Annotated in this window: 15 protein-coding genes; 8 read left to right on the plus strand and 7 right to left on the minus strand. The window is 66.9% G+C overall.

Annotated features, from left to right (window positions below):
• Positions 1-297: 297 nt before the first annotated feature.
• From ACYU8W_RS13175 to ACYU8W_RS13185, 3 genes are all read left to right on the plus strand, one after another.
• A complete protein-coding gene (locus ACYU8W_RS13175) occupies positions 298-2778 on the plus strand; it encodes a sensor histidine kinase (protein WP_499469749.1) in 2481 nt (826 codons plus the stop codon).
• Positions 2779-2787: 9 nt separating this feature from the next.
• On the plus strand, positions 2788-3471 hold the full coding sequence (locus ACYU8W_RS13180) for a helix-turn-helix transcriptional regulator (RefSeq protein WP_499469750.1): 684 nt from the start codon (positions 2788-2790) through the stop codon (positions 3469-3471).
• A gap of 89 nt (positions 3472-3560) precedes the next feature.
• Positions 3561-4370, plus strand: coding sequence for a M23 family metallopeptidase (locus tag ACYU8W_RS13185; protein ID WP_499469752.1), 810 nt, complete (start codon positions 3561-3563; stop codon positions 4368-4370).
• Between the two features lie 87 nt (positions 4371-4457).
• Here ACYU8W_RS13185 and ACYU8W_RS13190 read toward each other — a convergent pair whose 3' ends face one another.
• From ACYU8W_RS13190 to cysD, 3 genes are all read right to left on the minus strand, one after another.
• The gene (locus ACYU8W_RS13190; protein WP_499469754.1) at positions 4458-5846 is read right to left on the minus strand and encodes an ATP-binding protein; all 1389 of its coding nucleotides are present in this window, start codon (positions 5844-5846) and stop codon (positions 4458-4460) included.
• Between the two features lie 132 nt (positions 5847-5978).
• Positions 5979-7217, minus strand: coding sequence for a sulfate adenylyltransferase subunit 1 (locus ACYU8W_RS13195; RefSeq protein ID WP_499469756.1), 1239 nt, complete (start codon positions 7215-7217; stop codon positions 5979-5981).
• Positions 7217-8155 (minus strand): sulfate adenylyltransferase subunit CysD, encoded by a 939-nt coding sequence (cysD, locus tag ACYU8W_RS13200; RefSeq protein ID WP_499469758.1) that lies wholly within the window; start codon positions 8153-8155, stop codon positions 7217-7219. The genes ACYU8W_RS13195 and cysD overlap by 1 nt, the downstream gene beginning before the upstream one ends.
• A 110-nt stretch (positions 8156-8265) precedes the next feature.
• Here cysD and cysC point away from each other — a divergent pair, with 110 nt between their 5' ends.
• A complete protein-coding gene (cysC, locus tag ACYU8W_RS13205) occupies positions 8266-9462 on the plus strand; it encodes an adenylyl-sulfate kinase (RefSeq protein ID WP_499469760.1) in 1197 nt (398 codons plus the stop codon).
• Positions 9459-10394, plus strand: coding sequence for a sulfite exporter TauE/SafE family protein (locus ACYU8W_RS13210; RefSeq protein WP_499469762.1), 936 nt, complete (start codon positions 9459-9461; stop codon positions 10392-10394). The genes cysC and ACYU8W_RS13210 overlap by 4 nt, the downstream gene beginning before the upstream one ends.
• 211 nt (positions 10395-10605) lie before the next feature.
• Here ACYU8W_RS13210 and ACYU8W_RS13215 read toward each other — a convergent pair whose 3' ends face one another.
• The gene (locus ACYU8W_RS13215) at positions 10606-11187 is read right to left on the minus strand and encodes an arsenate-mycothiol transferase ArsC (RefSeq protein WP_499469763.1); all 582 of its coding nucleotides are present in this window, start codon (positions 11185-11187) and stop codon (positions 10606-10608) included.
• A gap of 170 nt (positions 11188-11357) precedes the next feature.
• On the opposite strand from ACYU8W_RS13215, the gene ACYU8W_RS13220 reads away from it, so the two are divergent.
• On the plus strand, positions 11358-12254 hold the full coding sequence (locus ACYU8W_RS13220; RefSeq protein WP_499469765.1) for a type IV toxin-antitoxin system AbiEi family antitoxin: 897 nt from the start codon (positions 11358-11360) through the stop codon (positions 12252-12254).
• 128 nt (positions 12255-12382) lie between these two features.
• Here ACYU8W_RS13220 and ACYU8W_RS13225 read toward each other — a convergent pair whose 3' ends face one another.
• Together ACYU8W_RS13225 and rpoB are read right to left on the minus strand one after the other, a co-directional pair.
• Positions 12383-16291 carry a DNA-directed RNA polymerase subunit beta' gene (locus tag ACYU8W_RS13225; protein ID WP_499469767.1) on the minus strand — a complete coding sequence of 1303 codons (3909 nt, stop codon included), beginning with the start codon at positions 16289-16291 and terminating at the stop codon, positions 12383-12385.
• Positions 16292-16378: 87 nt separating this feature from the next.
• Positions 16379-19864: a DNA-directed RNA polymerase subunit beta gene (gene rpoB, locus ACYU8W_RS13230; RefSeq protein ID WP_141927647.1), complete on the minus strand. Its 3486-nt coding sequence runs from the start codon at positions 19862-19864 to the stop codon at positions 16379-16381.
• Between the two features lie 524 nt (positions 19865-20388).
• Between rpoB and ACYU8W_RS13235 the strand changes: the two genes are divergently transcribed.
• Both ACYU8W_RS13235 and ACYU8W_RS13240 read left to right on the plus strand, forming a co-directional pair.
• Positions 20389-21489, plus strand: coding sequence for a peptidoglycan-binding domain-containing protein (locus ACYU8W_RS13235; RefSeq protein ID WP_499469769.1), 1101 nt, complete (start codon positions 20389-20391; stop codon positions 21487-21489).
• Between the two features lie 22 nt (positions 21490-21511).
• Positions 21512-22852, plus strand: a complete 1341-nt coding sequence (locus tag ACYU8W_RS13240; protein ID WP_499469771.1) for a hypothetical protein — start codon at positions 21512-21514, stop codon at positions 22850-22852.
• Positions 22853-22971: 119 nt separating this feature from the next.
• Here ACYU8W_RS13240 and ACYU8W_RS13245 read toward each other — a convergent pair whose 3' ends face one another.
• Complete coding sequence (locus ACYU8W_RS13245; RefSeq protein ID WP_499469773.1) at positions 22972-26484, minus strand: ATP-binding cassette domain-containing protein; 3513 nt, start codon at positions 26482-26484, stop codon at positions 22972-22974.
• Positions 26485-26617 lie beyond the last annotated feature (133 nt).

Genomic DNA, 26617 nt, shown 5'->3' on the forward strand with positions numbered 1-26617 from the left:
CCACGTCACTGAGCCAGAGATCCGTTGCTTTACACAAGTCCTCGCAAATATGTCGACTTGCAACTGAAGTACCTCGTCGAACTGGTTGCAGTGGATCAATCCACCAACTGGCGGCTGTACGAAGTGAAAACGGTCGCGCGCCTGACGCCCGCGCTGGTGCAGAATCCCATCGGGAGAGGGTAGGGGACCTAAGGACATTCCGAGATGCACATGGAACCTCCCCCACCGCCTCGAACTTTGCCAAGTCCATACCGACTGCTGGTTGTGCGCCAGAACGTTCGTGCGCGGCAATGGACCGTGACTCAGGGGCCGATCACTCATCCAGGTTTCGTCGCCGGTCGAGCGCAGGTGACTGTCCGGGCCGCCGACGCTGAGAATCCCGTCCGCTTCGTCCGCTCGCACCTGCAGCTCGAGCTCGGACGCCTCTGGATCTGGCCGACGCAACTGTCGTCGTATCCACGCGTATCCATCTACGAGGCCACGACGCGATCGATACTCATCGCCTGCGCTGTGATCTGTCTGTCGCTGGCCGCAGCGTCCGGGCGACCGTCGTCCGTAGCTGTTGCGTTGGGCATCGTGCTGCTCGGTTCGTTGCTCGTGATGGCGCGTCGCGCGACCCGCGTGTTCGGGGCGGCCGGACTGTTGCTCGGCCTGTGCCTGGCTCCGCTCGCGGGTTTCGCCAACGCCTCACAACTCGTCGGACTCGCGTTCGCCCTGATCGCCTCGCAACTTCGCATCGTCCCGGCCCTGGTGGTACTGCCGACCTGGTTCGGGTGCTTCGTCGCGGCGTACCTGAGCTCGCCGTACGCCGCCGACACCGCCATGCTTATCGACCACGGCGTGCTGAGCCTGGGGTGCATCATGGCAATCGCCATCTGTCACCACCTGCTGGTGCACAGGATCGTCCGGCTGGATCGGGTGCGCTCGCAGGAGTTCGAACTCGAACTGTCCCAACGGTTGCGGGACGACGAGAAGCGGGCCGGTGAATCCGCGCGTCGGGTGCTGCACGACCAGGTGCTGTTCACGCTGATCCGTATCGCCGACTCCGGAGGCGTGGAGTCCGATGTCGTCCAGCGAACGCTCGGCGCGTTCGATCTGCCCGTTCGGGCGCGTGGTGATGTCGCGATCGATCTGTTGTCGCTCGTCGACTCGTGCGTGCCGTCGGGTGTGAGCGTCACGCCGTCACCCCGTGCTCGTCGTCCGGTGCCGGCTCACGTTGCTGATGCGTTGCGGCGCGCGCTGGGTGAAGCGCTGCGCAATGCAGCCAGGCATGGCGACGGACCGGCGCAGGTGGACCTCGCGTTGCGCGGCGACGACGTCGAGATTCGAGTGCGCAATCGGACTGCGTCGCCGGGCTCGCTGCGGCCGGGATGGGGTTGGCGCAATTGCGTTGAGCGCGAGATGAATTCAATTGGTGGTAGCGCTTCGCTGCGGCGCGATGGTGCGGACGTCGTCGTGACGTTGGCGTTGACGGCACCTTGGTTTCGGCGCGGTGGGAATCGCAAGCTCATCCCACCGGCTCAACCAGCGGGATCATCGCCTCAACCAGCGGGATCACCGGCTCAACCAGCGGGATCGCCGGCTCAACCACCGGAATCATCGCCTCAACCAGCGGAATCGCCGGATCGGCCAGCGGGATCGCCGGCTCAACCACCGGAATCATCGCCTCAACCAGCGGAATCGCCGGCTCGGCCAACGGGATCGCGGGCTCGACCAGCGGCATCGCCGGCCCAACCAGAGGCGGTTTGGGCGGCGTGGCCCGCGCTGATCGCGCATACCTTCATAGCGTGGCGGCACACGCCCGGTCCGCAGTTGGCGGCGCAGTCGGTGGTCGTCGCGGCTGTCTGGCTGGTGACGTGCTGGCTGACCCGCGCCGTGGCGTCCGGGCGTCTCACTCGGGTGAATGTGGCCGCGGTCGCAGCGGTGGCCGCGGCGTCCGCGTCCGCATCGCTCGCGATCGCCGGCCCGCAGTCGCTGCACACGTACGCGTCCTGGGGCCTGGGCATGGCCGGCGTCCCGTTGTGCGTGATCGCGTTCTTCGGGTCGGCGCGGCGCGTGCTGTTCCTGACCGTGTGCGGTCTCGCCCCCGCACTGGCCGTCGTCGGCACCCACCCGGAGATCACCTGGCTGTCCGCGGCCGGCGCCTTGATGACGGGCCTGTGCCCGTGGCTCACCTACGCCATCGGCCGCGGACTGCGCCAGGTGCAGACCAAGGCCGACCGGGACGAGGTCGCCGTGCGCGACCGCCTGTCCGTCGCAACCGCAGTGTGGTCCGAGGACCGGGTGAGCGACCTGTTGTCGTTCACCAAGCGCGCGGTCCGACCGTTCCTGCACCGCATCTCGACCGACGGACTCCAGGCTGCCGACCGGATCACCGCGGGCCGGCTCGCGGCTCAGGTGCGCGACGAACTCAACCTTCCCGGCGTGCTCGACGCCGCCCTGCGCGACCGCATCGCGACCGCCCGTGAGCTCGGCGCCGAGATCACCATCCACCCGGCCGTCGACCCCTGCCCCGACCGCTGCGCCGTGCTGCTGCGAGTGCTCGACCGACTGCTGGACGATGCAGCCAGCCCCGACCGGTTGGAGCTTCGTCTCGGCGGCGCCGGTGAACCCTGCACCGTTTCGCTGTTGGCGCCCGACGCCGAGCAACGGCTGCGCGCACTCGCCGCGCTGACCGGTTCGACTCCTGCCCGCCTGACCCGGGACGCATTCGCAACCACCCTCGTCCTCGGCCCCTCCCCCGATCACGGGATGGCCGCGTCCACCACGGTCGGGTAGGAAGAACGCATGTCGGCCCTCGCGCGTCCGCTGTCCGTCGTGGTCATCGACAACGATGAGAACGTCCACCGCTCCCTGCAGGCGCTGCCACTCAGCCACCCAGCGGTAGTTCGCATCGTTACTGTCGCCGCCTCCGTCGACGAACTGGACGACGGGCCACCCCCGCAACCCGACGTCGTCGTGTTGGACTTCTGGCTCGGCCGCGACTGCCGCAGCAGCGTGGACGACATCGGCCGGCTGGTGCAGTGGAACGCGCCGATCGTGCTCTACACCTCCGAGGAGCGCCCGTACCTGATCCAGAGCGCGGTCACCGCCGGGATCACCGCGCTCTGCCTGAAACACGACGGGCTGGACGCGCTCGTGCGCACGCTGGCGAGCATCCGCGACGGCGAACTGCGCCCTTCCCGTCAGCTGGCCGCCGCGCTCGCCGACCTGCCTCCGTTGCGTGCGCGCCTCACCCCTACCGAGGCGACAGTGCTGCGCGGCCTGGCGTACGGGCTGTCCGCGTCCGAGATCGCCACACGGTTGTGCGTCAGCGTCGACACCGTGCGCTGCCACACCAAACACATCCACGAGAAGTACCGCGCGGTGCTCGGCGACGGTCCGGTGAACCGGCAGCAGACGCTGCGGGCCGCACTCGAGGACGGTTACTGGGACGCGCGCGAGTGGGGCGAACCGTGGAATATCCCCTGAACTGGGGACGCGTCCGCCGACATGCGAGCGACAACCTGATCGGGCGATCGTCGATCGCGATCCGGGTTCGAATGAAAGGTCTCACCTTCATGAAATCGTCCACTCTGCGCACCACCGCCATCGCCACCGGACTCGCCGCCACGGCCACCGGGGCGTTCGTCACGGCAGACACCGCGAGCGCCGCCCCGCGCACCGCGACCGTGATGGCCGCCAGCACCCAGGGCCAGACCGGCCCGTCGCTCAACTTCGCCCGTAATCGCTCGTTCAGCAAGGGCAAGGTGCTCACGCTCGCCTGCTACGACCGCGGCCAGGCGGTCAGCGGTTACTACTCCTCGTCCGTCGCGGGCGGCACCTCCGACATCTGGTACCAGACCAGCGGGGACGGCGGCGTGTGGGTGCCCGACATCGACATCAGCACCGGCAGCAACGCCCCCGTCGTCGGACGCTGTGCGGCCAACCTGCCCTGGACCGAGGGCCGCGGCTACGTGGTCACCCAGACCCCGGGCGGTTCGTACAGCCACGCGAATGTCTACAACCAACATTCGATGGACATCGGGCTGCCCTCGGGGACGCCGTTGCGCGCGGCCGAGACCGGAGTCGTCGCCTTCTCCGGATGGAATCCCGGGGGCGGCGGGAACGTCGTGATGGTCAAGCGCCCCGGCACCAACAACTGCATCCAGGTCGCCCACCTGTCAACCCTTAGCGTCGGTGTCGGTGCGCGCGTGATTCGCGGACAGGTGATCGGCTACTCCGGGGCCACCGGCGGCGTGACCGGCGCCCACCTGCACCTCGGTGTCGTCAACTGCACAAGTTGGTACAGCCAGTACGTGCTGCCCACCCAGGAGCGCGGGACGTCTTATCCGCAGGGGGCGTTGCTGACGTCCTGGAACGCGCGGTAGGTCGGCGCTGGTCGAACGATGGGAGGTACGCGGCCAGGTGGCTGCGTCCCTCCCATTGACCCGGGCGTTCGATGGCGGCCACGTTGGTCACGCCAGGCGCCACGTGGCCCGCGGGTCTTTTCTCGACTGGCCATCCCATGTGAGAAGGCCTTCGGTTTCAAGCGCCGACAGGGCTCTGACGGCAGTTGGGCGAGAGATATCGGCCAGTTCCGCGATCTGGCCTGTGCCGAGTGGCTTACCCAACATCCGCATCTCGTCCAAAATTCTGCGGGAAGCACGTGGCAGCCGGGCGAGCACTTCGTCTGCAACAGCATCTGCGGCTGACAGCGTGACCTTGACGCTGGAGGATGACTGGCTGTAGATCGGCTGAGTAAGACCGCGGCGCCGCATCTCCTCGAACATGCGCTTGATTCCCTCGCCCAGTTCACGGGCAATCCCAAGGTCCGCACAAACGCGCGCGATCCGAGGGTTACGTGCGTACCTTGAGATACTCAGCGGCTTGTCCGGATCGACGAGTCCCGGGAATCGCCCTGGTGAACTAATTTCCATACGGTTCGGGAAAATCTCAACCCTGACGTGATCGCCCATCATGCTGTACGAACGATGGACGACTGCATTCACGAGTCCCTCCAGCCATGCATCCCGCGGTATGCGCGCTGTCGACTCGAAACGCCCGCTTCCGCCGAGTTGTTGCCACTTCGGAACAAGCCGTTCGATTTCAGTCGATGCCTCCATGATCTGGAAAGGGATCGATCCGTCAATGCGGACGTCGGTCTCGAGGGTCATGTCCGCGCCGGTGCCGCGCTCGTTCGCCCCGTATCGCAACACGCGTACGTGTGCACCGGGAAAGTCGCGCTGCGGGCGCTGGTCGAACAGCAGGCACGCGGCAGCAGTGATGCGCCCGCCCCGATCGACGAGGTCGCGGGCGGCCAGCATGCGCTCGACAGACGATGATCCGATGGACTCGGCATAGGACAAGAGTTGTTGCTCGTCCAGATCATCGACACTCAACCGCGTTGCGCTGGCGTCGTACGGGGCTCCGCCACGGTCGAAGGTCAACTCCTGTTGCTGTGCCGCGGTCAGCCGCCGCGACTCGTCACCAACTCGTAGATAGCAAGTGCCATTGGTGAGTGTGTGCACACGGTCACCCGGCTCCACCCTGATCACGAGAAGACGGTCATCGTTCACGATGCGGTGCTCCACACGGGCTCTGACTGGCGGCGTGGTGTGATCAAGCGCAGCCTGCCTGAGGTCGTTCTCTCGTGGTGCACTCACGCCGTCGACTTGGCCGTCGTGGATTCCGACGATCACCACACCGCCATCTGCATTCGCGAACGCCACCAGCGCTATCGCGAGATCCTTGGGCGCGATCCGGCCCGACTTGCGTTCGAACCACTGATCCTCTGGGAGCGCCACGGCCTGGTGGAGCATCACTTGGTCCGGAAGCGCCAGGGCGCGATCCACAGCAGACGACATGTAGTTACTCTAACATTTTTAGAGTACGTTCCACGCGTGATATCTAGCTCGCGAAATCGGGGAACCGACGTCCGAACTACTGTCACGTCTACTCGAACATTTCTTTCGAGTAGACGTGACAGTGGGCACGCGTCAGCCGATCAGGCCGGCACCGACGGTGGCCCCGGTGGCCTCGTCGATCAGGATGAACGACCCGGTGGAGCGGTTGTCGGCGTAGCTGTCTGTGACGAACTGCTGCGACAACTTCAGGCTGACCTCTCCGATCTCGTTGAGCCTCAATCCATCCGGCGCTCCGAGCGGTTCGAGGGTGTTGACGTCCAACTGGTGTGCGAGACCGCGGACGATCGCCCGTCCGGATCGGGTCGTGTGCTTGATCGCCAGCTTCTGCCCGACCCGCAGCGGTTGCTGGGTCATCCAGCAGACGGTTGCGGTGACGTCCCTGCTCACCGAGGGTGCGTGCTCGACGTGCGCGATCACATCGCCGCGAGAGACGTCGACGTCGTCGGCCAGGCGTAGCGTGACCGACAGCCGGTCAGGCGCCTCGGCCAGCGGCTTGTCGAACAGGTCGATCGCCTCGACGGTGCTGCGCTGCCCGCTCGGCAGAACCACCACCTCGTCGCCCACCCGGAAGGTGCCGCCGGTGACCCGGCCGGCATAACCGCGGTAGTCGTGGTGCTCATCCGACTTCGGACGGATCACGTACTGCACGGGAAGCCTTCCCGCAGAACGAGATTCGTGCAGCACCTCGACGGACTCGAGGTACTCCAGCAGCGCCGGACCCTCGTACCACGGCATGCTCTCCGACCGCTCGACGACGTTGTCGCCTTGCAACGCCGACACCGGAATCACCCGGATGCCCGGCACGTCGAGCTTGGCCGCGAAGGCCGTGAACTCCTCGTCGATCCGGTCGAACGTGGCCTGGTCGAAGTCGACGAGGTCCATCTTGTTGACGGCCAGCACGACATGCGGCACCCGCAGCAACGACAGCAGCACCGCATGCCGGCGCGACTGTTCGGTCAGCCCCTGGCGGGCGTCCACCAGCACGAGCCCGAGGTCGGCCGTCGACGCACCGGTCACCATGTTGCGCGTGTACTCCACGTGCCCCGGGGTGTCGGCGATGATGAACTTGCGCTTCGGCGTCGCGAAATAGCGGTACGCCACGTCGATCGTGATGCCCTGCTCACGTTCCGACCGCAGTCCGTCGGTGAGGAGCGCCAGATCGGTGTAGTCGTATCCCTTTGTTCGAGAAGTGTGTTCGACCGCTTCGAGTTGATCCTCGAAGATTGCCTTGGAGTCGAGCAGCAGGCGCCCGATGAGCGTCGACTTACCGTCGTCCACCGAACCGGCCGTCGCGAAACGAAGCAGATCCATCAGAAGTAGCCCTCTTTCTTGCGGTCTTCCATCGCAGCCTCGGAGAAGCGGTCGTCGCCCCGGGTGGCGCCACGCTCGGTGACGCGCGCGATCGCGACCTCCTCGATCACCTCGTCCAGCGTGGACGCCGCGCTCTCGACACACCCGGTCAGCGTCAGGTCGCCGACGGTGCGGAAGCGGACGGTGCGCTCGGCCGCCGTCTCGCCGTCACGGCACGGGTTGAACTCGGACTCGCTCAGCAGCATCCCGTCGCGCTCGAACACGCGGCGCTGATGGCTGAAGTAGATCGACGGGATCTCGATCTGCTCGCGGGCGATGTAGTGCCAGATGTCGAGTTCGGTCCAGTTGGACAGCGGGAAGATGCGCATGTGCTCGCCGGCGTGGATGCGTCCGTTGTAGAGCGACCAGAGTTCCGGACGCTGGTTCTTGGGGTCCCACTGGCCGAAGTCGTCACGGTGGGAGTAGATGCGTTCCTTCGCACGGGCCTTCTCCTCGTCGCGGCGTCCGCCACCGAAGGCCGCGGTGAAGCCGTTCTCCTCGATCGCGTTGAGCAGCGTGCCGATCTGCAGGCGGTTGCGACTGGTCTTGCCGTCGTCGACCACGACGCCGTCGGCGATCGCCTGCTCGACCGAGGCGACGATCAGCCGGACGCCGAGGCGGTCGACCCAATGGTCGCGGGTGGCCAGCACCTCGGGGAAGTCGTAACCGGTGTCGACCTGCATCACCGGGAACGGGATCTTCGCCGGGTAGAAAGCCTTCTGCGCCAAACGCAGCATGACGATCGAGTCCTTGCCACCGGAGAACAACAACACCGGCTTCTCGAACTCCGCGGCGACCTCTCGGATGATGTGGATCGACTCCGCCTCGAGCAGATCGAGCTCGGTCAGCCGGTTTGGCGAACCGGTGGCGGCGCGGGCGGCCTCGGCATCGACGGTCACGTCTCACTCCTCGGTAGTCAATTTCACGTCCAAAACTTCGCGTTATGTTATCGGTAACGTCAGTGGATGCATCCGCCGTCCACATCGCAGACCGACCGCGAGAGGACCCCGTGACCACTGCGTCCGTCATTCGGTTGAGCCCGGACCAGCTCGACGAACTCATGCTCGTCCGCGACGGCTTTTGTTCGGCCGCCGATCTCGCGTTGTCGATGCCGGACGGTGCGGTCTTCGTCGACCTCGAGGGTGCTGTGGTCGCAAGCGTGGTGGACGGTGGGCTCGAGTTCGCAGCGGAGGACGGGCGGCCGTTCGCGCAGTTGTACGGGATCTCGACGAGTGGTCTCGATCGCGGCGCTCGCCCAGCGGCTCGCACCTACTCGACCACCGTGGAAACCCCCACACGGTGGTCGAGTAGGGACGGAGCGTTAGCGGAGTCCCGCGATCGAGACCACGACACACCCACACGGTGGTCGAGTAGGGACGGAGCGTCAGCGGAGTCCCGCGATCGAGACCACGCGCATCGGGCGCTCTGGGTCGACCAGCCATCCGATAACGTCGCGGAACTCGCACCTCCGAACGCAATCCTGCTCGTGCCCACCTCGCCCAGCCACCTGCTCGGCCACCGCGCCGCCAGCGCCCTGCGCTCCGCACTCAAGGCCGCCGATCAGCGCGCCGACCTGCGCGTGCTCGCCGTGCCGGTGAACGCGTCCGACGACGCGCGGCGCCTCCTCGTCGAGCAGGCGTTGAGCGCCACCGCGGAACAGGTCAGCGAACTCGAACTCAGCTCTCACGCAGGTGTTTTCGTGCTCCTCACCGGCCTCTCCGGCTCGGGCAAGTCGACCATCGCCCGCGCACTTCGCGAAGAACTCATCATCCGCGGCCGGTCGGTCACGCTGCTCGACGGCGACCAAGTCCGCCGCGAACTCTCCGCGGGACTCGGCTTCTCCCCCGAGGACCGCGACACCAACGTCCGACGCATCGGCTGGGTCGGCGCCGAGATCGCAGCACACGGCGGAGCGGTTGTCGCGTGCCCGATCGCGCCGTACGACGCCACGCGCAAGGCGGTGCGCCAGATGGTCGAAAAGGCAGGCGCACGAATGGTGCTCGTGCACGTCGCCACTGCCCTGGCCGAATGCGAGCGCCGCGATCGAAAAGGCCTGTACGCCAAGGCTCGTGCCGGCGAGCTACCGGACTTCACCGGCATCAGCGCGCCGTACGAAGCACCCGAGGACGCCGACCTGGTGATCGACACGAGTGAGGTTGCCGTGGCGGACGCCGTCGCGCGCATCGTCACCGAACTGGATCGGTGACCGGTCCGGTGCTCACAGACCTGTTGGGTGGTCAGTTCCCCGAGCTGCTCACCGTGGCCTTCCTCGTCGGCATCGTCGTCGGCCTTACCGGCATGGGCGGCGGCGCGCTGATGACGCCCGCGCTGATCTTCCTCGGCGTGCCCCCGACCACCGCCGTTGCGAACGACCTCGTCGCTGCAGCGGTGAACAAGAGCATCGGCGCCGGTGTCCACTGGCGCACCGGATCGCCAGACTTGCGCCTGGTGAAGTTCCTCGTGATCGGTTCAGTACCAACGGCATTGATGGGCGGCTGGATCGTCGGACTCCTCGGCGAGGACGAAGCACAACAGTCCGCGCTCAAGCTGATCATCGGCATCACGCTGCTCATCGCGGCGATCAGTTACGGCACCCGCATCTACCTCGACATGACCGGCCACATCGGACGCCGCCTCGGCGCCGAGACCGTCATCCGTCCACTACCCACGATCGCGGTCGGCGCGTTCGGTGGGCTACTCGTCGGCATCACCAGCGTCGGCAGCGGTTCGCTGATCATGGTCGCGCTCGTCCTGCTCTACCCGACGCTGTCGGCCCGCAAGCTGGTCGGCACCGACCTCGTCCAGGCCGTCCCGCTGGTGCTGGCCGCGGCGATCAGTCACGTCATCTCTCAGGGCATCGACTGGAGCGTGCTGATCCCGTTGATCATCGGTGGGACGCCCGGCACCTACCTCGGCGCCAAGCTCGCCCGCCGGGTCGCGCCGTCCGTGCTGCGCGGCGGCATCGTCATCGTCCTCAGCCTCACCGGACTCACCATGTTGAAGGTGCCGCCGGTCGTCGTCGGGATCCTCGGGTGCGCGGCCGTCATTCTGTGTCCGCTCGTGTGGGCGTTGCTCAAGCAACGGCACGAACGACGAGCGAGGTCGGCGCTCGAGACCGAGCACAGCTACACGATCTGAGCCGTGCGGCCTGTGGTTGGCTCTTCGTCGCCGTCACCGTGGTTTCGGCGCCTGCGGATTCGTTCCTCATCCGCAGGGCTCAACCAGCGGCGGGGTGAGCCCTGCGCAGCGTCGGGGCGAAGGCTCAACCAGCGTCGGGATGAGGCCCTGCGCAGCGTTGGGACGAGGGCTCAACCAGCGGCGGGGTGTAGGCCTCGGCCGGCGCGGACGGTCAGCTTTCGAGGGTGAGGGCGCGGATGACCGGGGGCATCACGCGGTTGATGTGAGCCGCCATCTGGGCGAACACCTCGGGGTCGCGGCGGAAGGGGTCGACGATCACCGACTCCTGCTCCGAGATCGGGTGGATGTCGGTGCGGCGCTTGCCGACGTGGTCGACCAACCGGCCGACGAACGAGTCGTCCGCGGGACCGAAGAAGCCCCGTTCCGCCGGCGGCACCTGCTCGATCCCGTCGACCATGTGGCTGAAGTCGGCCAACGCGAACGTGTACTTCAGTGCCTTCGGCTGCAACGTCACGACGTCCGCGCGGTGGTCACGCGTTGCGGTCAGGATGAGGTCGGCGTCCGCTGCGATCTGAGGAGTCAGCTGCCGCGACCGGAAGCCGCCGTCGTCGATGCCCAGCTCCTGCAGGTGAGCAAGGCTCTGCGGCTCGATCGGGTGGTCGATCAAGGCCCGGGTGCCCGCGCTCTCGACGTCGTACCCGCGTCCGGCGAGATGGGTCGCCAGCACCCGCTCGATGTACGGCGACCGGCAGATGTTGCCGGTGCAGACGACCAGGATCCGCGCGTTGCTCACGCAGGAGAGACTAACCAGTCAAGCACCGTCCGTGCCCAGGGCACTCGAAGTGCACAAGGTGACTCCGTATTCGGAGTGCCGTCGTGCATATGGAGTGCCCTGGGGAAGATCGTCCGCATTATTCACACGGCCGTCTGCACGTTCGCTCACGATGCAGCACGCTCCATCCCATGAAACCGGAACGTCTGCTGTTCACCGGCCCGCGCACCTTGCGCGCCGAGGCGCTCGACCCGGACGCGTGGACGCAAGTGCGGCACGGGGCGTTCTACCCGGCATCCGAGTGGGAAGCGCTGGACGCCGGCGCGCGACACGCCCTGCTGGTACACGCCGGCGTCCCGAAGTGGGCGGAGGATCGGCTCGTCTCACACTGGTCTGCGGCAGCGCTGCACGGCCTGCCGACCATCGGCAGGTGGCCTTCCCGCATCGACCTCACCGTCGCCGGGCGCGGCCGCACCTCTCAACACGTCCAGCGCTTTCACCGGGTCAAGGAACTTCCGATCCCTGTGCAGATCAACGGTATTCGCGTGACCGCTCCGCTGCGGACCGTCATCGATCTGGCCCGGTGCACATCGCTGCGCAGTGCGCTCGCCACCGCGGACGCAGCGCTGCGGAAGATGATGTTCGCCATCGAGGCCCTACGGCAGGCAGTGAGCGAGCTTCCGACCGGCGTCCGAGGTAGGCAGGCTGCGCTGCTCGTCGCCGAGCTCGCCGATGAAAGGGCGGAGTCTCCGCTGGAGTCGATGAGCCGCGCGGTGATGTTCCAGGCCAGGCTCCCCCGTCCCGAGCTCCAGGTCACCGTCCGCGACGTCCGCGGGTTCATCGGACGCTGTGACTTCGGCTGGGACGGTCTGCTGGGCGAGTGCGACGGGAAGATGAAGTACGGCGCGGACCTGACCGACGATCCGTCCACGGCCGTCTGGCGCGAGAAGCAGCGCGAGGACCGGATCCGCCGGGTGACAGACCTGGCGCGGTGGGGCTGGGACGACGCGTACGCGGAGGGTCCGATGCTGCGGATCCTGGCCGACAAGGGCGTACGTCCGCGTCCGGGTCAGCAGTGGATCGCGTGAGGGCACTCGAAGTGCACGAGGGCACTCCGTATACGGAGTGCCCTGATGCATTTGGAGCGACCTCGGCGTCGAGGGACGCCGAAAGGCCCCGGCTCCACGAGGAACCGGGGCCTTACGAGCACCGTGGATCAGCTGTCGGAGAAGCCCAGGGCTTCGTCGTCGAGGCGGATGGCCTCGCCACTGCCCGGGCCGAAGACCGGGTAGTCGTACGGCTGGTAGTCCGGCAGCGCGTACAGCGCAGCCTTGGCCTCTTCGGTGGGCTCGACCGACAGGTTGCGGTAACGGGGCAGGCCCGTTCCGGCCGGGATGAGCTTACCGAGGATGACGTTCTCCTTCAGACCCAGCAGCGGGTCGCGACGACCGTGCATGGCGGCCTCGGTGAGCACGCGGGTGGTCTCCTGGAAGGACGCCGCCGACAGCCACGACTCGGTGGCCAGCGATGCCTTGGTGATACCCATGAGCTCGGGACGACCCGACGCCGGACGTCCGCCTTCGGCGACCGCCTTGCGCGAGGAGTCCTCGAAGCGACCACGCTCGGCCAACTCGCCCGGGAGCAGGTTGGTGTCGCCGGCCTCGATGATCGTCACGCGACGCAGCATCTGGCGCACGATGACCTCGATGTGCTTGTCGTGGATCGACACACCCTGCTGGCGGTACACACCCTGGACCTCGTCGACGAGGTGCTTCTGCACCTCGCGCGCGCCCTGGATACGCAGCACCTGCTTGGGGTCGATCGCACCCTTGACCAGCAGCGCGCCGACCTCGACGTGCTGACCGTCCTCGATGAGCAACTGGGCGCGCTTGCTGACCGGGTAGGTCTGCTCCTCGCCACCGTCGTCCGGGGTGAGCACGATCGTGCGGGACTTGTCGTCGTCCTTGATCTCGACGCGTCCGGCGGCCTCGGCGATCGGGGCGACACCCTTGGGGGTGCGCGCCTCGAACAGCTCGACCACACGGGGCAGACCCTGCGTGATGTCGTCCGCCGCAGCCGCACCACCGGTGTGGAAGGTACGCATCGTCAGCTGCGTACCCGGCTCACCGATGGACTGGGCGGCGATGATGCCGACAGCCTCACCGATGTCGACCAGCTTGCCGGTCGCCAGCGAACGTCCGTAGCACATGGCGCAGGTGCCGACACGGGACTCACAGGTGAGCACCGAGCGGACCTTGACCTCTTCGATGCCGGCCGCGATCAACTTGTCGAGGTTGACGTCTCCGAGGTCGGAGCCGGCCTTCGCCAGGACATCTCCGCCCACCTCGACGTCGACTGCGAGGTTGCGGGCGTAGACCGAGGACTCCACGTGGTCGTGCTCGACGAGCTCGCCGGACGCGTTGCGCTGGGCGATCGGCATGACCAGACCGCGGTCGGTGCCACAGTCGGACTCGCGGATGATGACATCCTGCGACACGTCGACCAAACGACGGGTCAGGTAACCCGAGTCGGCCGTACGAAGCGCGGTGTCGGCCAGACCCTTACGCGTACCGTGCGTGGAGATGAAGAACTCCAGCACCGACAAGCCCTCACGGAAGTTGGACTTGATCGGACGCGGGATGATGTCACCACGCGGGCTCACCATCAGGCCTCGCGCACCGGCGATCTGACGGATCTGGAACCAGTTACCACCCGCACCCGAGGCCACCATGCGGTAGATCGGGTTCTTCGGGTCGAAGTTGGCCTGCATCTCCTGCGCGACCTCATCGGCACCCTGGCGCCAGATGTCGGTCAGCTCGTCACGACGCTCCTGGTCGGTGATCAGACCACGGTCGTACTGACCCTGGATCTTCGCCGCACGCACGTCGTAGCCGGCCAGGATCTCCTTCTTGTTGCTCGGGGTCTGCACGTCACCGATGGCGACGGTGCAACCCGAGCGGGTCGCGAAGTAGAACCCGGCATCCTTGAGTGCGTCCAGCGACGCAGCGACCTGACCCTTGGGGTAACGCTCGGCGAGGTCGTTGATGACCGCACCGAGGCCCTTCTTGTCGATCGCACGGTTCAGGAAGGGGTAGTCCTCCGGAAGCGTCTCGTTGAAGAGCACACGGCCGAGGGTCGTGGCCAGCTTGTAGCCGGACGCGCGGCCCAGCTCGTCGACCTCGAAGCCCTCCGGCAGGTCGAAACCTTCCGGCGGCACCTGGTCGAACAGGCGGATGCTGACCAGCGAACCGAGCTTGATCTCGCCCAGGTCGTAGGCCATGCGGGCCTCGGCAGCGGTCGAGAACGTGCGCAGCTCACCGGCTTCCCCACCCTCGGCGGCGACTTCGTCGTCCTCGGACGTCAGGAAGTAGATGCCGGTGATCATGTCCTGGCTCGGCATGGTGACCGGGCGGCCGTCGGCCGGCTTCAGGACGTTGTTGCTCGACAGCATCAGGATGCGTGCCTCGGCCTGCGCCTCGGCGGACAGCGGCACGTGAACGGCCATCTGGTCACCGTCGAAGTCGGCGTTGAACGCGGTGCAGACCAGCGGGTGGATCTGGACGGCCTTGCCCTCGACCAGCTGCGGCTCGAAGGCCTGGATGCCCAGACGGTGCAGGGTGGGTGCACGGTTCAGCAGCACCGGGTGCTCGGTGATGACCTCTTCGAGGACGTCCCACACCTGCGAGCGCTGACGCTCCACCATGCGCTTGGCCGACTTGATGTTCTGCGCGAGGTCGAGGTCGACCAGACGCTTCATCACGAACGGCTTGAACAGCTCCAGCGCCATCTGCTTGGGCAGACCGCACTGGTGCAGCTTCAGCTGCGGACCGACCACGATGACCGAACGGCCGGAGTAGTCGACGCGCTTACCGAGCAGGTTCTGACGGAAGCGACCCTGCTTGCCCTTGAGCATGTCGGACAGCGACTTCAGCGGACGGTTGCCGGGGCCCGTGACCGGGCGACCGCGACGGCCGTTGTCGAAGAGGCTGTCGACGGCCTCCTGAAGCATGCGCTTCTCGTTGTTGACGATGATCTCCGGCGCACCGAGGTCGAGCAGACGCTTGAGTCGGTTGTTGCGGTTGATCACGCGGCGGTACAGGTCGTTGAGGTCGGAGGTCGCGAAACGGCCACCGTCCAACTGCACCATCGGACGCAGGTCCGGCGGGATGACCGGGACGGCGTCCAACACCATCGAGGCGGGGCTGTTGGTCGTCTGCTGGAAAGCGGTGACGACGCGCAGACGCTTCAGCGCACGGGTCTTGCGCTGACCCTTGCCGGTGGCGATGGTCTCGCGCAGCGACTCGGCCTCGGCCACGAGGTCGAAGGACTCCAGGCGCTTCTGCAGTGCAGCCGCACCCATGCCGCCCTCGAAGTACAGACCGAAACGGTCACGCATCTCGCGGTACAGCGTCTCGTCACCCTCGAGGTCCTGGACCTTGAGGTTCTTGAAACGGTCCCAGACCTGGTCGAGGCGCTCGATCTGCTGGTCCGCACGCTTGCGGATCTGCGTCATCTCACGCTCGGCGGACTCACGGGTCTTGCGACGGACGTCGGCCTTCGCGCCTTCCTTCTCCAGCTCCGCGAGGTCGCCCTCGAGCTTGGTGGCGCGGGTGTTGATGTCGCCGTCGCGGCGGTTCTCGATCTCCTTCTTCTCGACCTCGATCTGAGCCTCCAAGGACGGGAGGTCCTTGTGGCGCTGGTCGGTGTCGACGGAGGTGATCATGTAGGCCGCGAAGTAGATGACCTTCTCCAGGTCCTTCGGGGCGAGGTCGAGCAGGTAGCCCAAACGCGACGGAACACCCTTGAAGTACCAGATGTGCGTCACCGGGGCGGCGAGCTCGATGTGGCCCATGCGCTCACGACGCACGGCCGAACGGGTCACCTCGACGCCGCAGCGCTCACAGATGATGCCCTTGAAGCGGACCCTCTTGTACTTGCCGCAGTAGCACTCCCAGTCGCGAGTCGGGCCGAAGATCTTCTCGCAGAAGAGGCCGTCCTTCTCGGGCTTGAGGGTGCGGTAGTTGATGGTCTCGGGCTTCTTGACCTCGCCGTGGCTCCACTGGCGGATGTCTTCGGCCGTTGCCTGGCCGATACGAAGCTCGTCGAAGAAGTTGACGTCCAGCACTTGGTGCTTCCTTCTTTCGTTCTTTCTGGAAGTTTTGTCTCAGTGATCGCGGAGTGCGAGGGCGCGTGGTGCGCCCCCGCGTCCGGATCAGACTTCGTCGACCGAGCTCGGCTCGCGACGGGACAGGTCGATGCCGAGTTCCTCGGCGGCCCGGAAGACTTCCTGGTCCGCGTCCCGAAGGTCGATGGTCTGGCCGTCGCTGGACAGCACCTCGACGTTCAGGCAGAGGGACTGCATCTCCTTGATGAGCACCTTGAACGACTCCGGAATACCCGGTTCGGGGATGTTCTCGCCCTTGACGATCGCCTCGTAGACCTTCACGCGGCCGGTGACGTCGTCGGACTTGATGGTGAGCAGCTCCTGCAGTGCGTAGGCGGCGCCGTACGCCTCCAGGGCCCACACCTCCATCTCACCGAATCGCTGACCACCGAACTGCGCCTTACCACCGAGCGGCTGCTGGGTGATCATCGAGTACGGACCGGTCGAACGGGCGTGGATCTTGTCGTCGACCAGGTGGTGCAGCTTCAGGATGTACATGTACCCGACCGAGATCGGCTCCGGGAACGGCTCACCCGAGCGGCCGTCGAACAGACGCGCCTTGCCGCTGCTCTCGACCAACTGCTGACCGTCGCGGGTCTTGTTGGTCGACTCGAGCAGGCCGGTGATGGCGGCCTCGGACGCACCGTCGAACACAGGGGTCGCGACGCGCGAGCCGGCGGGCGCCTCGTGGGCGTCCTTCGGCAGCTGTGCGGCCCACTCCGGCTCGCCCTCGATGTTCCACCCGCGGCTGGCTGCCCAGCCCAGGTGCAACTCCAGGATCTGACCCAGGTTCATACGACGCGGCACACCGTGCGGGTTCAGGATGACGTCGACCGGCGTCCCGTCCTCGAGGAACGGCATGTCCTCGATCGGCAGGATGCGGGCGATGACACCCTTGTTTCCGTGGCGGCCGGCGAGCTTGTCACCGTCGGTGATCTTGCGCTTGTTGGCCACGTAGACACGCACCAGCTGGTTGACGCCCGGGGGAAGTTCGTCGCCCTCCTCGCGGTCGAACACCTTGACGCCGATGACCGTGCCGGTCTCGCCGTGCGGCACCTTCATCGAGGTGTCGCGGACCTCACGCGCCTTCTCACCGAAGATGGCGCGCAGCAGGCGCTCCTCCGGGGTCAGCTCGGTCTCACCCTTGGGCGTGACCTTGCCGACGAGCAGGTCGCCGTCGCGAACCTCGGCACCGATACGGATGATTCCGCGCTCGTCGAGGTCGGCCAGCACCTCCTCGGACACGTTCGGGATGTCGCGGGTGATCTCCTCCGGACCCAGCTTGGTGTCGCGGGCGTCGATCTCGTGCTCCTCGATGTGGATCGAGGAGAGAACGTCGTCCTGCACCAGGCGCTGACTCAGGATGATGGCGTCCTCGAAGTTGTAGCCCTCCCATGGCATGAATGCCACGAGCAGGTTCTTTCCGAGGGCCATCTCGCCACCGTCGGTCGACGGTCCGTCGGCCAGCACGCCGCCGACCTCGACGCGGTCACCGGTGTCGACCAGCACGCGCTGGTTGTAACAGGTGCCCGCGTTCGAGCGGTCGAACTTGGCGATGCGGTAGGTGGTGTAGGTCGCGTCGTCGTTGGCGACGGTGACCAGGTCGGCCGAGACCTCCTGCACCACACCGGCCTTCTCGGCGCGGACGACGTCGCCCGAGTCGAGGGCGGCGCGGTACTCCATGCCGGTACCGACCAGCGGAGCCTCGGCGCGCACCAGCGGCACGGCCTGACGCTGCATGGCGGCACCCATCAGGGCGCGCGATGCGTCGTCGTGCTCCAGGAACGGGATCAGCGCGGTGGACGCCGACACCATCTGGCGCGGGGAGACGTCCATGTAGTCCACGTCTTCACGCGGGACGTCGGTGGCCTCTCCGCCCTTGGCGCGCACCAGGACGCGGTCCTCGACGAAGTGGTTGTCGTCGGTCAGCGGCGCGTTGGCCTGCGCGATGACGAACTCGTCCTCCTCGTCAGCGGAGAGGTAGTGCACCTCGTCGCTGACCAGGCCGTTCTCGACCTTGCGGTAGGGCGTCTCGACGAAACCGAACGGGTTGATGCGTCCGAAGCTCGCGAGCGAACCGATCAGACCGATGTTCGGGCCTTCCGGCGTCTCGATCGGGCACATACGTCCGTAGTGCGAGGGGTGGACGTCACGGACCTCCATGCCGGCGCGGTCACGGGACAGACCGCCCGGGCCGAGCGCCGACAGACGACGCTTGTGCGTCAGGCCGGCGAGGGGGTTGTTCTGGTCCATGAACTGCGACAGCTGGCTGGTGCCGAAGAACTCCTTGATGGAGGCGACGACGGGCCGGATGTTGATCAGCGTCTGCGGCGTGATGGCTTCGACGTCCTGGGTGGTCATGCGCTCACGAACGACACGTTCCATACGGGACAGACCGGTGCGGACCTGGTTCTGGATCAGCTCACCCACGTTGCGCAGGCGACGGTTTCCGAAGTGGTCGATGTCGTCGGTCTCGACGCGGATCGACACGTCCTGCCCGTCACGACGACCCGGCAGCGTGGTCTGGCCGGCGTGCAGCGCGACCAGGTACTTGATCGTCGCGACGATGTCGTCGACGGCAAGGGTCGAGTCCGACAGCGGAGCCTCCAGGCCCAGCTTCTTGTTGACCTTGTACCGACCGACCTTGGCCATGTCGTAGCGCTTGCCGTTGAAGTACAGACCGTTCAGCAGGTTCTGCGCGGCTTCCTTGGTGGGCGGTTCGCCCGGACGCAGCTTGCGGTAGATGTCGATCAGCGCTTCGTCCTGGGTGGTGGTGTTGTCCTTCTCCAGGGTCTGGCGGATCGAGTCGTACTCGCCGAAGTGCTCGAGGATCTGCGCCTCGGAAAGGCCCAGGGCCTTCAGCAGCACGGTGACCGACTGCTTGCGCTTGCGGTCGACGCGAACGCCCACCATGTCGCGCTTGTCGATCTCGAACTCCAGCCACGCGCCGCGGCTGGGGATGATCTTCGCGGTGTAGATGTCCTTGTCGGACGTCTTGTCGATCGAACGCTCGAAGTAGACACCCGGGCTACGGACGAGCTGGGAGACGACGACGCGCTCGGTGCCGTTGATGACGAAGGTGCCGCGGTCGGTCATGAGCGGGAAGTCGCCCATGAACACGGTCTGGCTCTTGATCTCACCGGTGTTGTGGTTCATGAACTCGGCCGTGACGAACAACGGCGCCGAGTAGGTCATGTCGCGCTCTTTGCACTCCTCGATGGAGTACTTGACCTCTTCGAAGCGGTGATCGCGGAAGGAGAGGCTCATGGTCTCCGCGAAGTCCTCGATCGGGGAGATCTCCTCGAAGATCTCCTCCAGGCCGGAGCGCTCGTTCAGGTCGTCGCGCCCGGCAGCCTTCGCCTCGGCGACACGCTCCTGCCAGCGCTCGTTGCCGAGCAGCCAGTCGAAGCTCTCCGTCTGAGGAGCGAGCAGGTCGGGCATTTCCAGGGGTTCGCGAATTTTCGCGAACGAGAGACGGCCCGAAGCCGTCTTCGCCGAGGACAGAGATTGGGTCGCAGTACGCGAGGCAGCCAAGGAGGGTCCTTCCACAGGCCGGGACGGGCGGTTTGTGGCCACACTCGAGCGGCGAATCCATCCCTACCGGTGGGCAGGACAACCGCGGCTTCGCAAATCGGAGATCGTCCCGCCGTGGAGCGGAGATCGGCCGAATATTGTCGCCGGATCGAAAATGGGTTGCTGAAGAGGGCAGCGCAAAGGTCAACTATAGACACGCGATGCGGAAATGTCCAGCCGCGGGCACAAGACCCCCTACCCCGGGCGACATCAACTGCGAAAAGGGTGCACCGGGGTGGGTGCCGGGGTCAAGAGCTTTCGATGCGCGTGTCGCAGGTGGTCGCTTCTGGCGGTGTGCGGACCGCGGCTGGCCCTCGAGATCGCAACTGGCAGCGCCGGCGGCACCAGTTGCGACCCGAATGCCAGAAGCGGGCTCGACCATGACGACCGTTCGACTACCGTTGCGTTGCCCGGAGCACCGCGGGGTCCGCGCAGGCGGTAGGTGCGTCGTCACGTCCAAGGGGTCTCACGTCCAAGGGATTGTCATGACCGTTTCTCGTCGCTTCGTACTCGGTTCCGCCGGCGCCGGCATCCTGTTCGGCACCTCGGTGCAGGCTTCGTCGGCCGCCACGTTCGCCGCTGTCACCTCCACGTCTGATCCCAGGAACATCCGGGCGTTCAAGTTGCTGCTGAACGGGCTGGGTTGGCGCACCGCGGTGGACACCACGTACACACGCACCTTCTATGACTTCGTCCGCACGTTCCAGCGGCGAAACGGCTTGCCTGTCACCGGCCTCGGCGACGAAGCAACCATCCGTTTCCTCGCATCGCGACGCACGGTCGCGGCCGACACCACCTCCTGGCACGCCGGCGCCCTCAAGGTGCTGTTGCACAAGCACGGGTACGTCTTCTCCACCGGCGCGGACGCGACGCCCTACCTGACCGGATCGTCGCTCGCGTTCGCGCAGACGATGCTCGATCTCGGCAACTTCCGCGTCTCGGCCGGGTACGGCCACACACAGTCCAACCCTGATGCCGTCATCTGGACCAGACTCTTCGGCGCCCCGAGAATCGGGGGGCTCTACCCGGTGAGTCAATTTTCCTCGTCGGTGAAAGGCACAAACTGCGGGCCCGCGAGCGCGGTCGCGATTCTGGCGTCCCGTGGAAAACTTCCGCGCAAGTGGGCTTACACGACTGCCGGTGCCGGCGCCGCGATCGATGATTTCCGGCGCTCCTGCGCTCTGGACGCCGTGGCCGGGGTCACCGACCGAAACACGATCGGCACCGAATACTGGGAACTGCTCAGAGGCTTCGCCACCTACGGCCTCACCGGGCGCCAAGGCGGGATCGCCGACACCATCTCCCTCGGCCGGGCCGGACGCGCGACGATATGCGGCGGGAACATCAGGCAGCTGCCATGGTGGAGAACGACCTTCTCCGGCGACGCATCGCACTGGATAGCTGTGCTCGGCACCGCATCGAACGGCGATTTCGTCGTCATCGACCCCTACCTGTCCGGCACCAACGCCTACGCGCGACGCATCACCGAGGCCGGTCTTCGGCTGTACGCATCCACGAACCCCGGATACCGGGTGGGGCACCCCCGTGTGCAGCCGCCGGACCGCAACAGCGTCGTCATCAACTGATCGACACCACGTCAGGATTGCCATGAAGCTCAGCCCCGTTCGGTTCTGCTCCGCCGTCGCCTGCACCGCTGCCCTCGCCCTGTCGGGTGGCGTTGCCGCCCCTGCCGCTCTGGCGGCTGCCACACCGGGTGAGTACGTCCCCCTGCCCTCCCCGACCCGTGTGTTCGACACCCGTTCCCCGACGTTGGCGGCCGGTGAGGCGCGACCGATGCGGACCGACGAATCGCGCACCGTCGACGTCGTCTCCCGCCTTCGAACCGCGTCCGGCGCCACCGTGGCGCCCGACCAGGTGTCGGCCGTGATGGTCACGACGACCGTCGCCAACACCTCGGCTGCCGGTTACGTCACGACGCAGCAGAAGAACACCGGTCGGTCTCCTGCGGTGTCGACCGTGAACTTCCCCGCCGGCAACCATCAACTGGCGAACACGACGATCGTGCCGGTTGCAGCCGACGGAACGCTCGACGTCACAGAGGGTGCCGGGTCGAGCAACGTGATCCTGGACGTCGTCGGCTGGTTCACCAGCGGCGCCACATTGCCGGCCGATGTGGTCACCTCCCAGGTCGACATCACCGACCCGGCACGGTTCTACGACTCCCGTTTCAACGGTGACGGGCCGCTCGGTGGCGACAGGACACGAGCGATTCGCTTCGAGACGCCGTTCTCGGATGCCGACATCAACACCGCCCTCGTGCAGCTGACCGCAGCCTCGCCCACCGGCAACGGCTACCTGCAGGCCTGGGACGGCCGGACGACCACGCCGCCGCCCACATCCGTGCTGAACTTCCGTCGCGGCGAGAACATCGCATCGTTCGTCGCCGTGCCGGTACGCAAGGTCGCCGACGGCGTTTTCGAGTTCACCGTCCGCGCCACCGGTGGCCCGACCCACATCGTCATCGATTCGGTCGGGGACGCGGGACGATTCAACGCCGCCACCTACCGTCCGATCACGCCGTGGCGATTCCTCGACACCCGCAGAACCAGCGCGTTGAAGGCACGGTCGACGCTTTCGATCGCCGTGCCGTCAGCGGCGAACGCGGGCACCGCGAACACCTGGGCGATGGTCGGCAACGCGACGATGATCGCCGGATCGTCCTCGGGGCACTCGTTGTTCTGGAGCGGGGGGATTCCGCGGCCGATCGCTTCGACCACCAACACCATGGCCGGGCAGAACCGTGCCTCCGGCGCTGCCGTCGTCCTCGGGTACGACCCGACCACCGCGCAGAACAACCTGCTGGGTGTCCACAACGGGTCGGGCGCCGCGGCCCATGTGCTGTTCGACATCTCCGGCCGCTTCGAGGCCTCCCCCGCTGCGGGTGCCGCCATGGCGAAGCGTTCGTGGAGGTATGTCGGTTCGCGCTAGCGGTCCCGACGACGACTGGCCATCCGGACCGCAACTGGACACGCGGATCGCAACTGGCAGCGCCGGCGGCACCAGTTGCGATCTGGAGGTCAAGAAGCGGGCTGGATCGCCAGTTGTGGTCAGCCGGCCAGGTGGCCCCAGTCGTCCGCGAGGTCGCGCCACCGACCGTCGGCGGCGACGCGCCCGTCGACCAGGACCACGACGCGGTCGGCCTGGGCCAACGCGGCCCGCTTCGAAGTCGCTCCGACGACGGTCGCCGAACGATCACGCAGCGCCTTCCACAACTCGATCTCGGTGCTGGCGTCGAGCGCGCTGGAGACGTCGTCGGCCAGCAGCAGTTCGGCGTCCGCGGCGAGCGCCCGGGCCAGCGCGAGGCGCTGAACCTGCCCACCGGACAGGCGAACTCCGCGGTGCCCGACCAATGCGGTCGGTCCACCGGCGGTCTCGACGTCAGGAGTCAGACGGGCGTCGGCGACCGGCTGATCGAACGCCCGGGTGAATCCGAGCTGGACGTTGTCGGCGAAGGTGCCCGACAGGACGCGCGGCACCTGCGCGACGTACGCCACCTGCCCCGGACGCATGAACACCTCGGCGTCGTCGATCTCCTCGCCGTTCCAGGTGAGCGAGCCGTCGTAGTCGATCAGGCCGGCGAGCGCACGCAGCAGACTCGACTTGCCCGAACCGACCTGGCCGAGCAGCAGCACCAGTTCGCCGCGTCGGATGTCGAGCTGCACATCCTCGACGCCGACCGTGCCGTCCTCGTGAATCGCGGTGACGCCGTGAACCCCCAGCTCCTGCAACGCAGTTCGCGGAGCAACCGGAGCCTGCGGTGCCTCACCTGTGAGCAGGTCGACGCCGTCGGGAAGGCGCATCAGGTCCTGGCCGCCGGCCATCCGACTGGTGGCGGTCTGCCATGAACGCGTGCCCGGCGCCTCGGTGACCACGGCACCGGCGACGCGTCCGAACCAGTCGAAACCGTTGACCGCGTTGACCACGAGCAACGCCGTCGCCAGACCCCAGACGTCCCAGAGCACTGCGGCCCACGCGACGACGGCACCGGTCTGCACCATCACCATCGGGACGCCGTCCAGGAAGGACTGCACTCGGTGTTCGCGGACGGCGGCATCCACCCGTCCGGCGTCGACCTTGCGCAGGTGGCGGTGCAGTTCGGGGGTGCGGCCGGCGAGTTTGACCGTGCGCGCCGACTCCAGCGTCGATACCAGCGCACGGCCGAAACGGGCTCGGGCGGCGGACGCCTGGGTCGCCGAGCGTCCGGCGATCGGGCGTCCCACTGCCGACGCGAGCGCGGCCGAGAGCATCACGGCGCCGAGGACGAGTCCGGCCAACGGGGTACTTGCGGCAACCGCGGTGAACAGCGCGATCGCCAAGCCGTTGCAGAAGTCGACCCAGCGGTCGGCGTAGCGCGCGTAGCGGTCGGCGTCCATCGCACGGGCCACGACCTCGCCGGCGGGGTCCTTGTGCAGTCGGCGCTGCGCGGTCTGGCCGACGAGCACGCTCATCCGCACGCGCAGCAGCACCTCGACCCACCAGCGGGGGTACCGCGAGATCGCCTCGGCGAGCATGATCGGCCCGATCATCACGCTGGCGACCACTGCGACCAACCACGGCCAGGACAGCGAACCGTCCTGCAGCCGCTCGATCGTCTGGCCCCAGGTGTATCCGGTGACCGCGCCGACCGCGCCGGTCAGGGAGAAGATCAGGAAGAGTCCGACCGAGAGCATGCCCCAGCGCGGACGCACCCATAGTGCCGACCAGATGCCCTTCGCCAGGCTCGGGCCGTTGCCGGTGTCGGGACGCACCGGCGGGTCGGTGCGACGGCGCTGACCGCCCACCGTGGTCACTTCGTCGACGATCTCAGGCTCTGCCCCACCGTCCCCGAGGTCGGCCGCCTGGAGCAGGTCGCGGAAGCGTCCCTCGGACGACGCCAAATCGCTGCGACTGCCGAACTGCGCCACCCGTCCACGGTCGAGGACCGCCACGAGGTCGGCGCGCTCGATCGTCGAAAGGCGGTGTGCGACAAGGATTCCGGTACGTCCGTGCAACAGGCGATCGGACGCGGCGACGACCCGGGACTCGGTGAGCGGGTCCATGCGAGCGGTGGCCTCGTCGAGCACGACGACGTGCACGTCGCGGATCAGCAGTCGTGCGAACGCAACCAGCTGTTCCTCACCGGCCGAGAGCAGCGTGCCGCCCGGACCGAGGAGCGTGTCGAGTCCGTCGTCCAGACCGGCGACCCAGTCGGTGAGGCCGAGTTCGTCGACGACGGCCTCGACTTGGGTGCGCGGGTTGTCGGCGAAGAGCGTGATGTTCTCGGCCAGGGTGCCGGCGATGATCTCGGTGCGTTGGGTGACGACGCCGACCTGGCGGCGCAATGCGTGCAGGTCGAGGTCGAGCACGTCGATTCCCCCGATGAGCACCGAGCCACGCTCCGGTTCGACGGCACGGGAGACCAGAGACGCGAGCGTCGACTTGCCCGATCCGGTGCGTCCGACCAGCGCGAGCGTCTGGCCGGCGGGAACGTGGATGTCGATGCCCTCGAGCGCGAACTCGCCCTCGGTGTAGGAGAAGTGCAGGTCGCGGAAGTCGAGGTCGGGGGTCTGGTCGCCGAGGTGCAGACCGCCGGTCGGTTCGGGTGCGACGGCGAGCATCTGACGCAGACGGATCACGGCACCCATGCCCGCCTGCAGGTCGGGCAGTTGCTGAGCAACGTTGCCGATGACGCCCACGAAAGTGCTGGTGATCAGGAACAGCGTCACGATCTGCGCGACCGACAAAGATCCGCGGTCGGCGAGCAAGACACCGGTGACCGCGATGATCGCCAGCAAACCGTGCAACAGCAGGACGGCGCGCAGCGTGATGCGACGTTCGAGCACGATGACGTTGTAGAAGAGTTCGTGGACCCTGGACGACAGCTGCGCGAGCCGGCGGATCGCGAACGACTGGCCGAGGCTGGTGCGCAGGTCGTCGCGTCCGGCGATGCCCTCCTCGAGGGCGGCGGCGTGGTCGGTCCAGGCGGCTTCCTCGACCACCTTGCGCTCGGCGATCTGGCCCATCAGCGGACGCATCACCAGCAGCGTCAGCCCGGCGAAGACCGGGAACAGCAGCCAAGCCGGCCACCAGGTGAAACCGGCCACCAGCCACATCGGGATGAGCGAGAGCACCGCGCGCAGCACCATCCAGACCTGCATCCGGACGAGTGAGCCGACCTCGTGGGTGTCGTCGTCGACGCGGTCGAGCACCTCGCCCACCGCCTGCTCGGACAGTGCCTCCAGCGGTTGGTGGAGGGCTGCGTCCAGCAGGTCGTCACGCAGTTTGCCCTCGGCGCGGTCGACGACGGTCGCCCACAGGATGCGTCCGGCGGTGTCGAGAACCGCCCCGCCGATGACGCATGCAGCAAGCCACCAGACCAGGGATGCGGTCGGGCTTTGCGCCAATCGTCCGGCGACGACCGTGCCGGCGGTCGCTCCCAGCGCGGCGATCGTGAGCGCAATGATTGCCACCACGGTCAGCGGGTGCTTCAGGCGACGCCAATTCACCTGTCGCTCCGGTGATTTCATCGTCTCAGCAGCGGCAGACTCTTGGACCTTCGTCGGCGTCAGGGTTGTCGTCATGGCGTGGTTCAGGCTATGCCCGACCACTGTCAAGGAGCGAATCATTTTCGGCCCCGTCCCGCCGACGGCCATAAGTCGCGAACGGCGCGAACACAGATCGCGAACCGTACGAGTCGCGAATCTTGCACGCGGT

The sequence above is a fragment of the Yimella radicis genome, assembly GCF_054778255.1.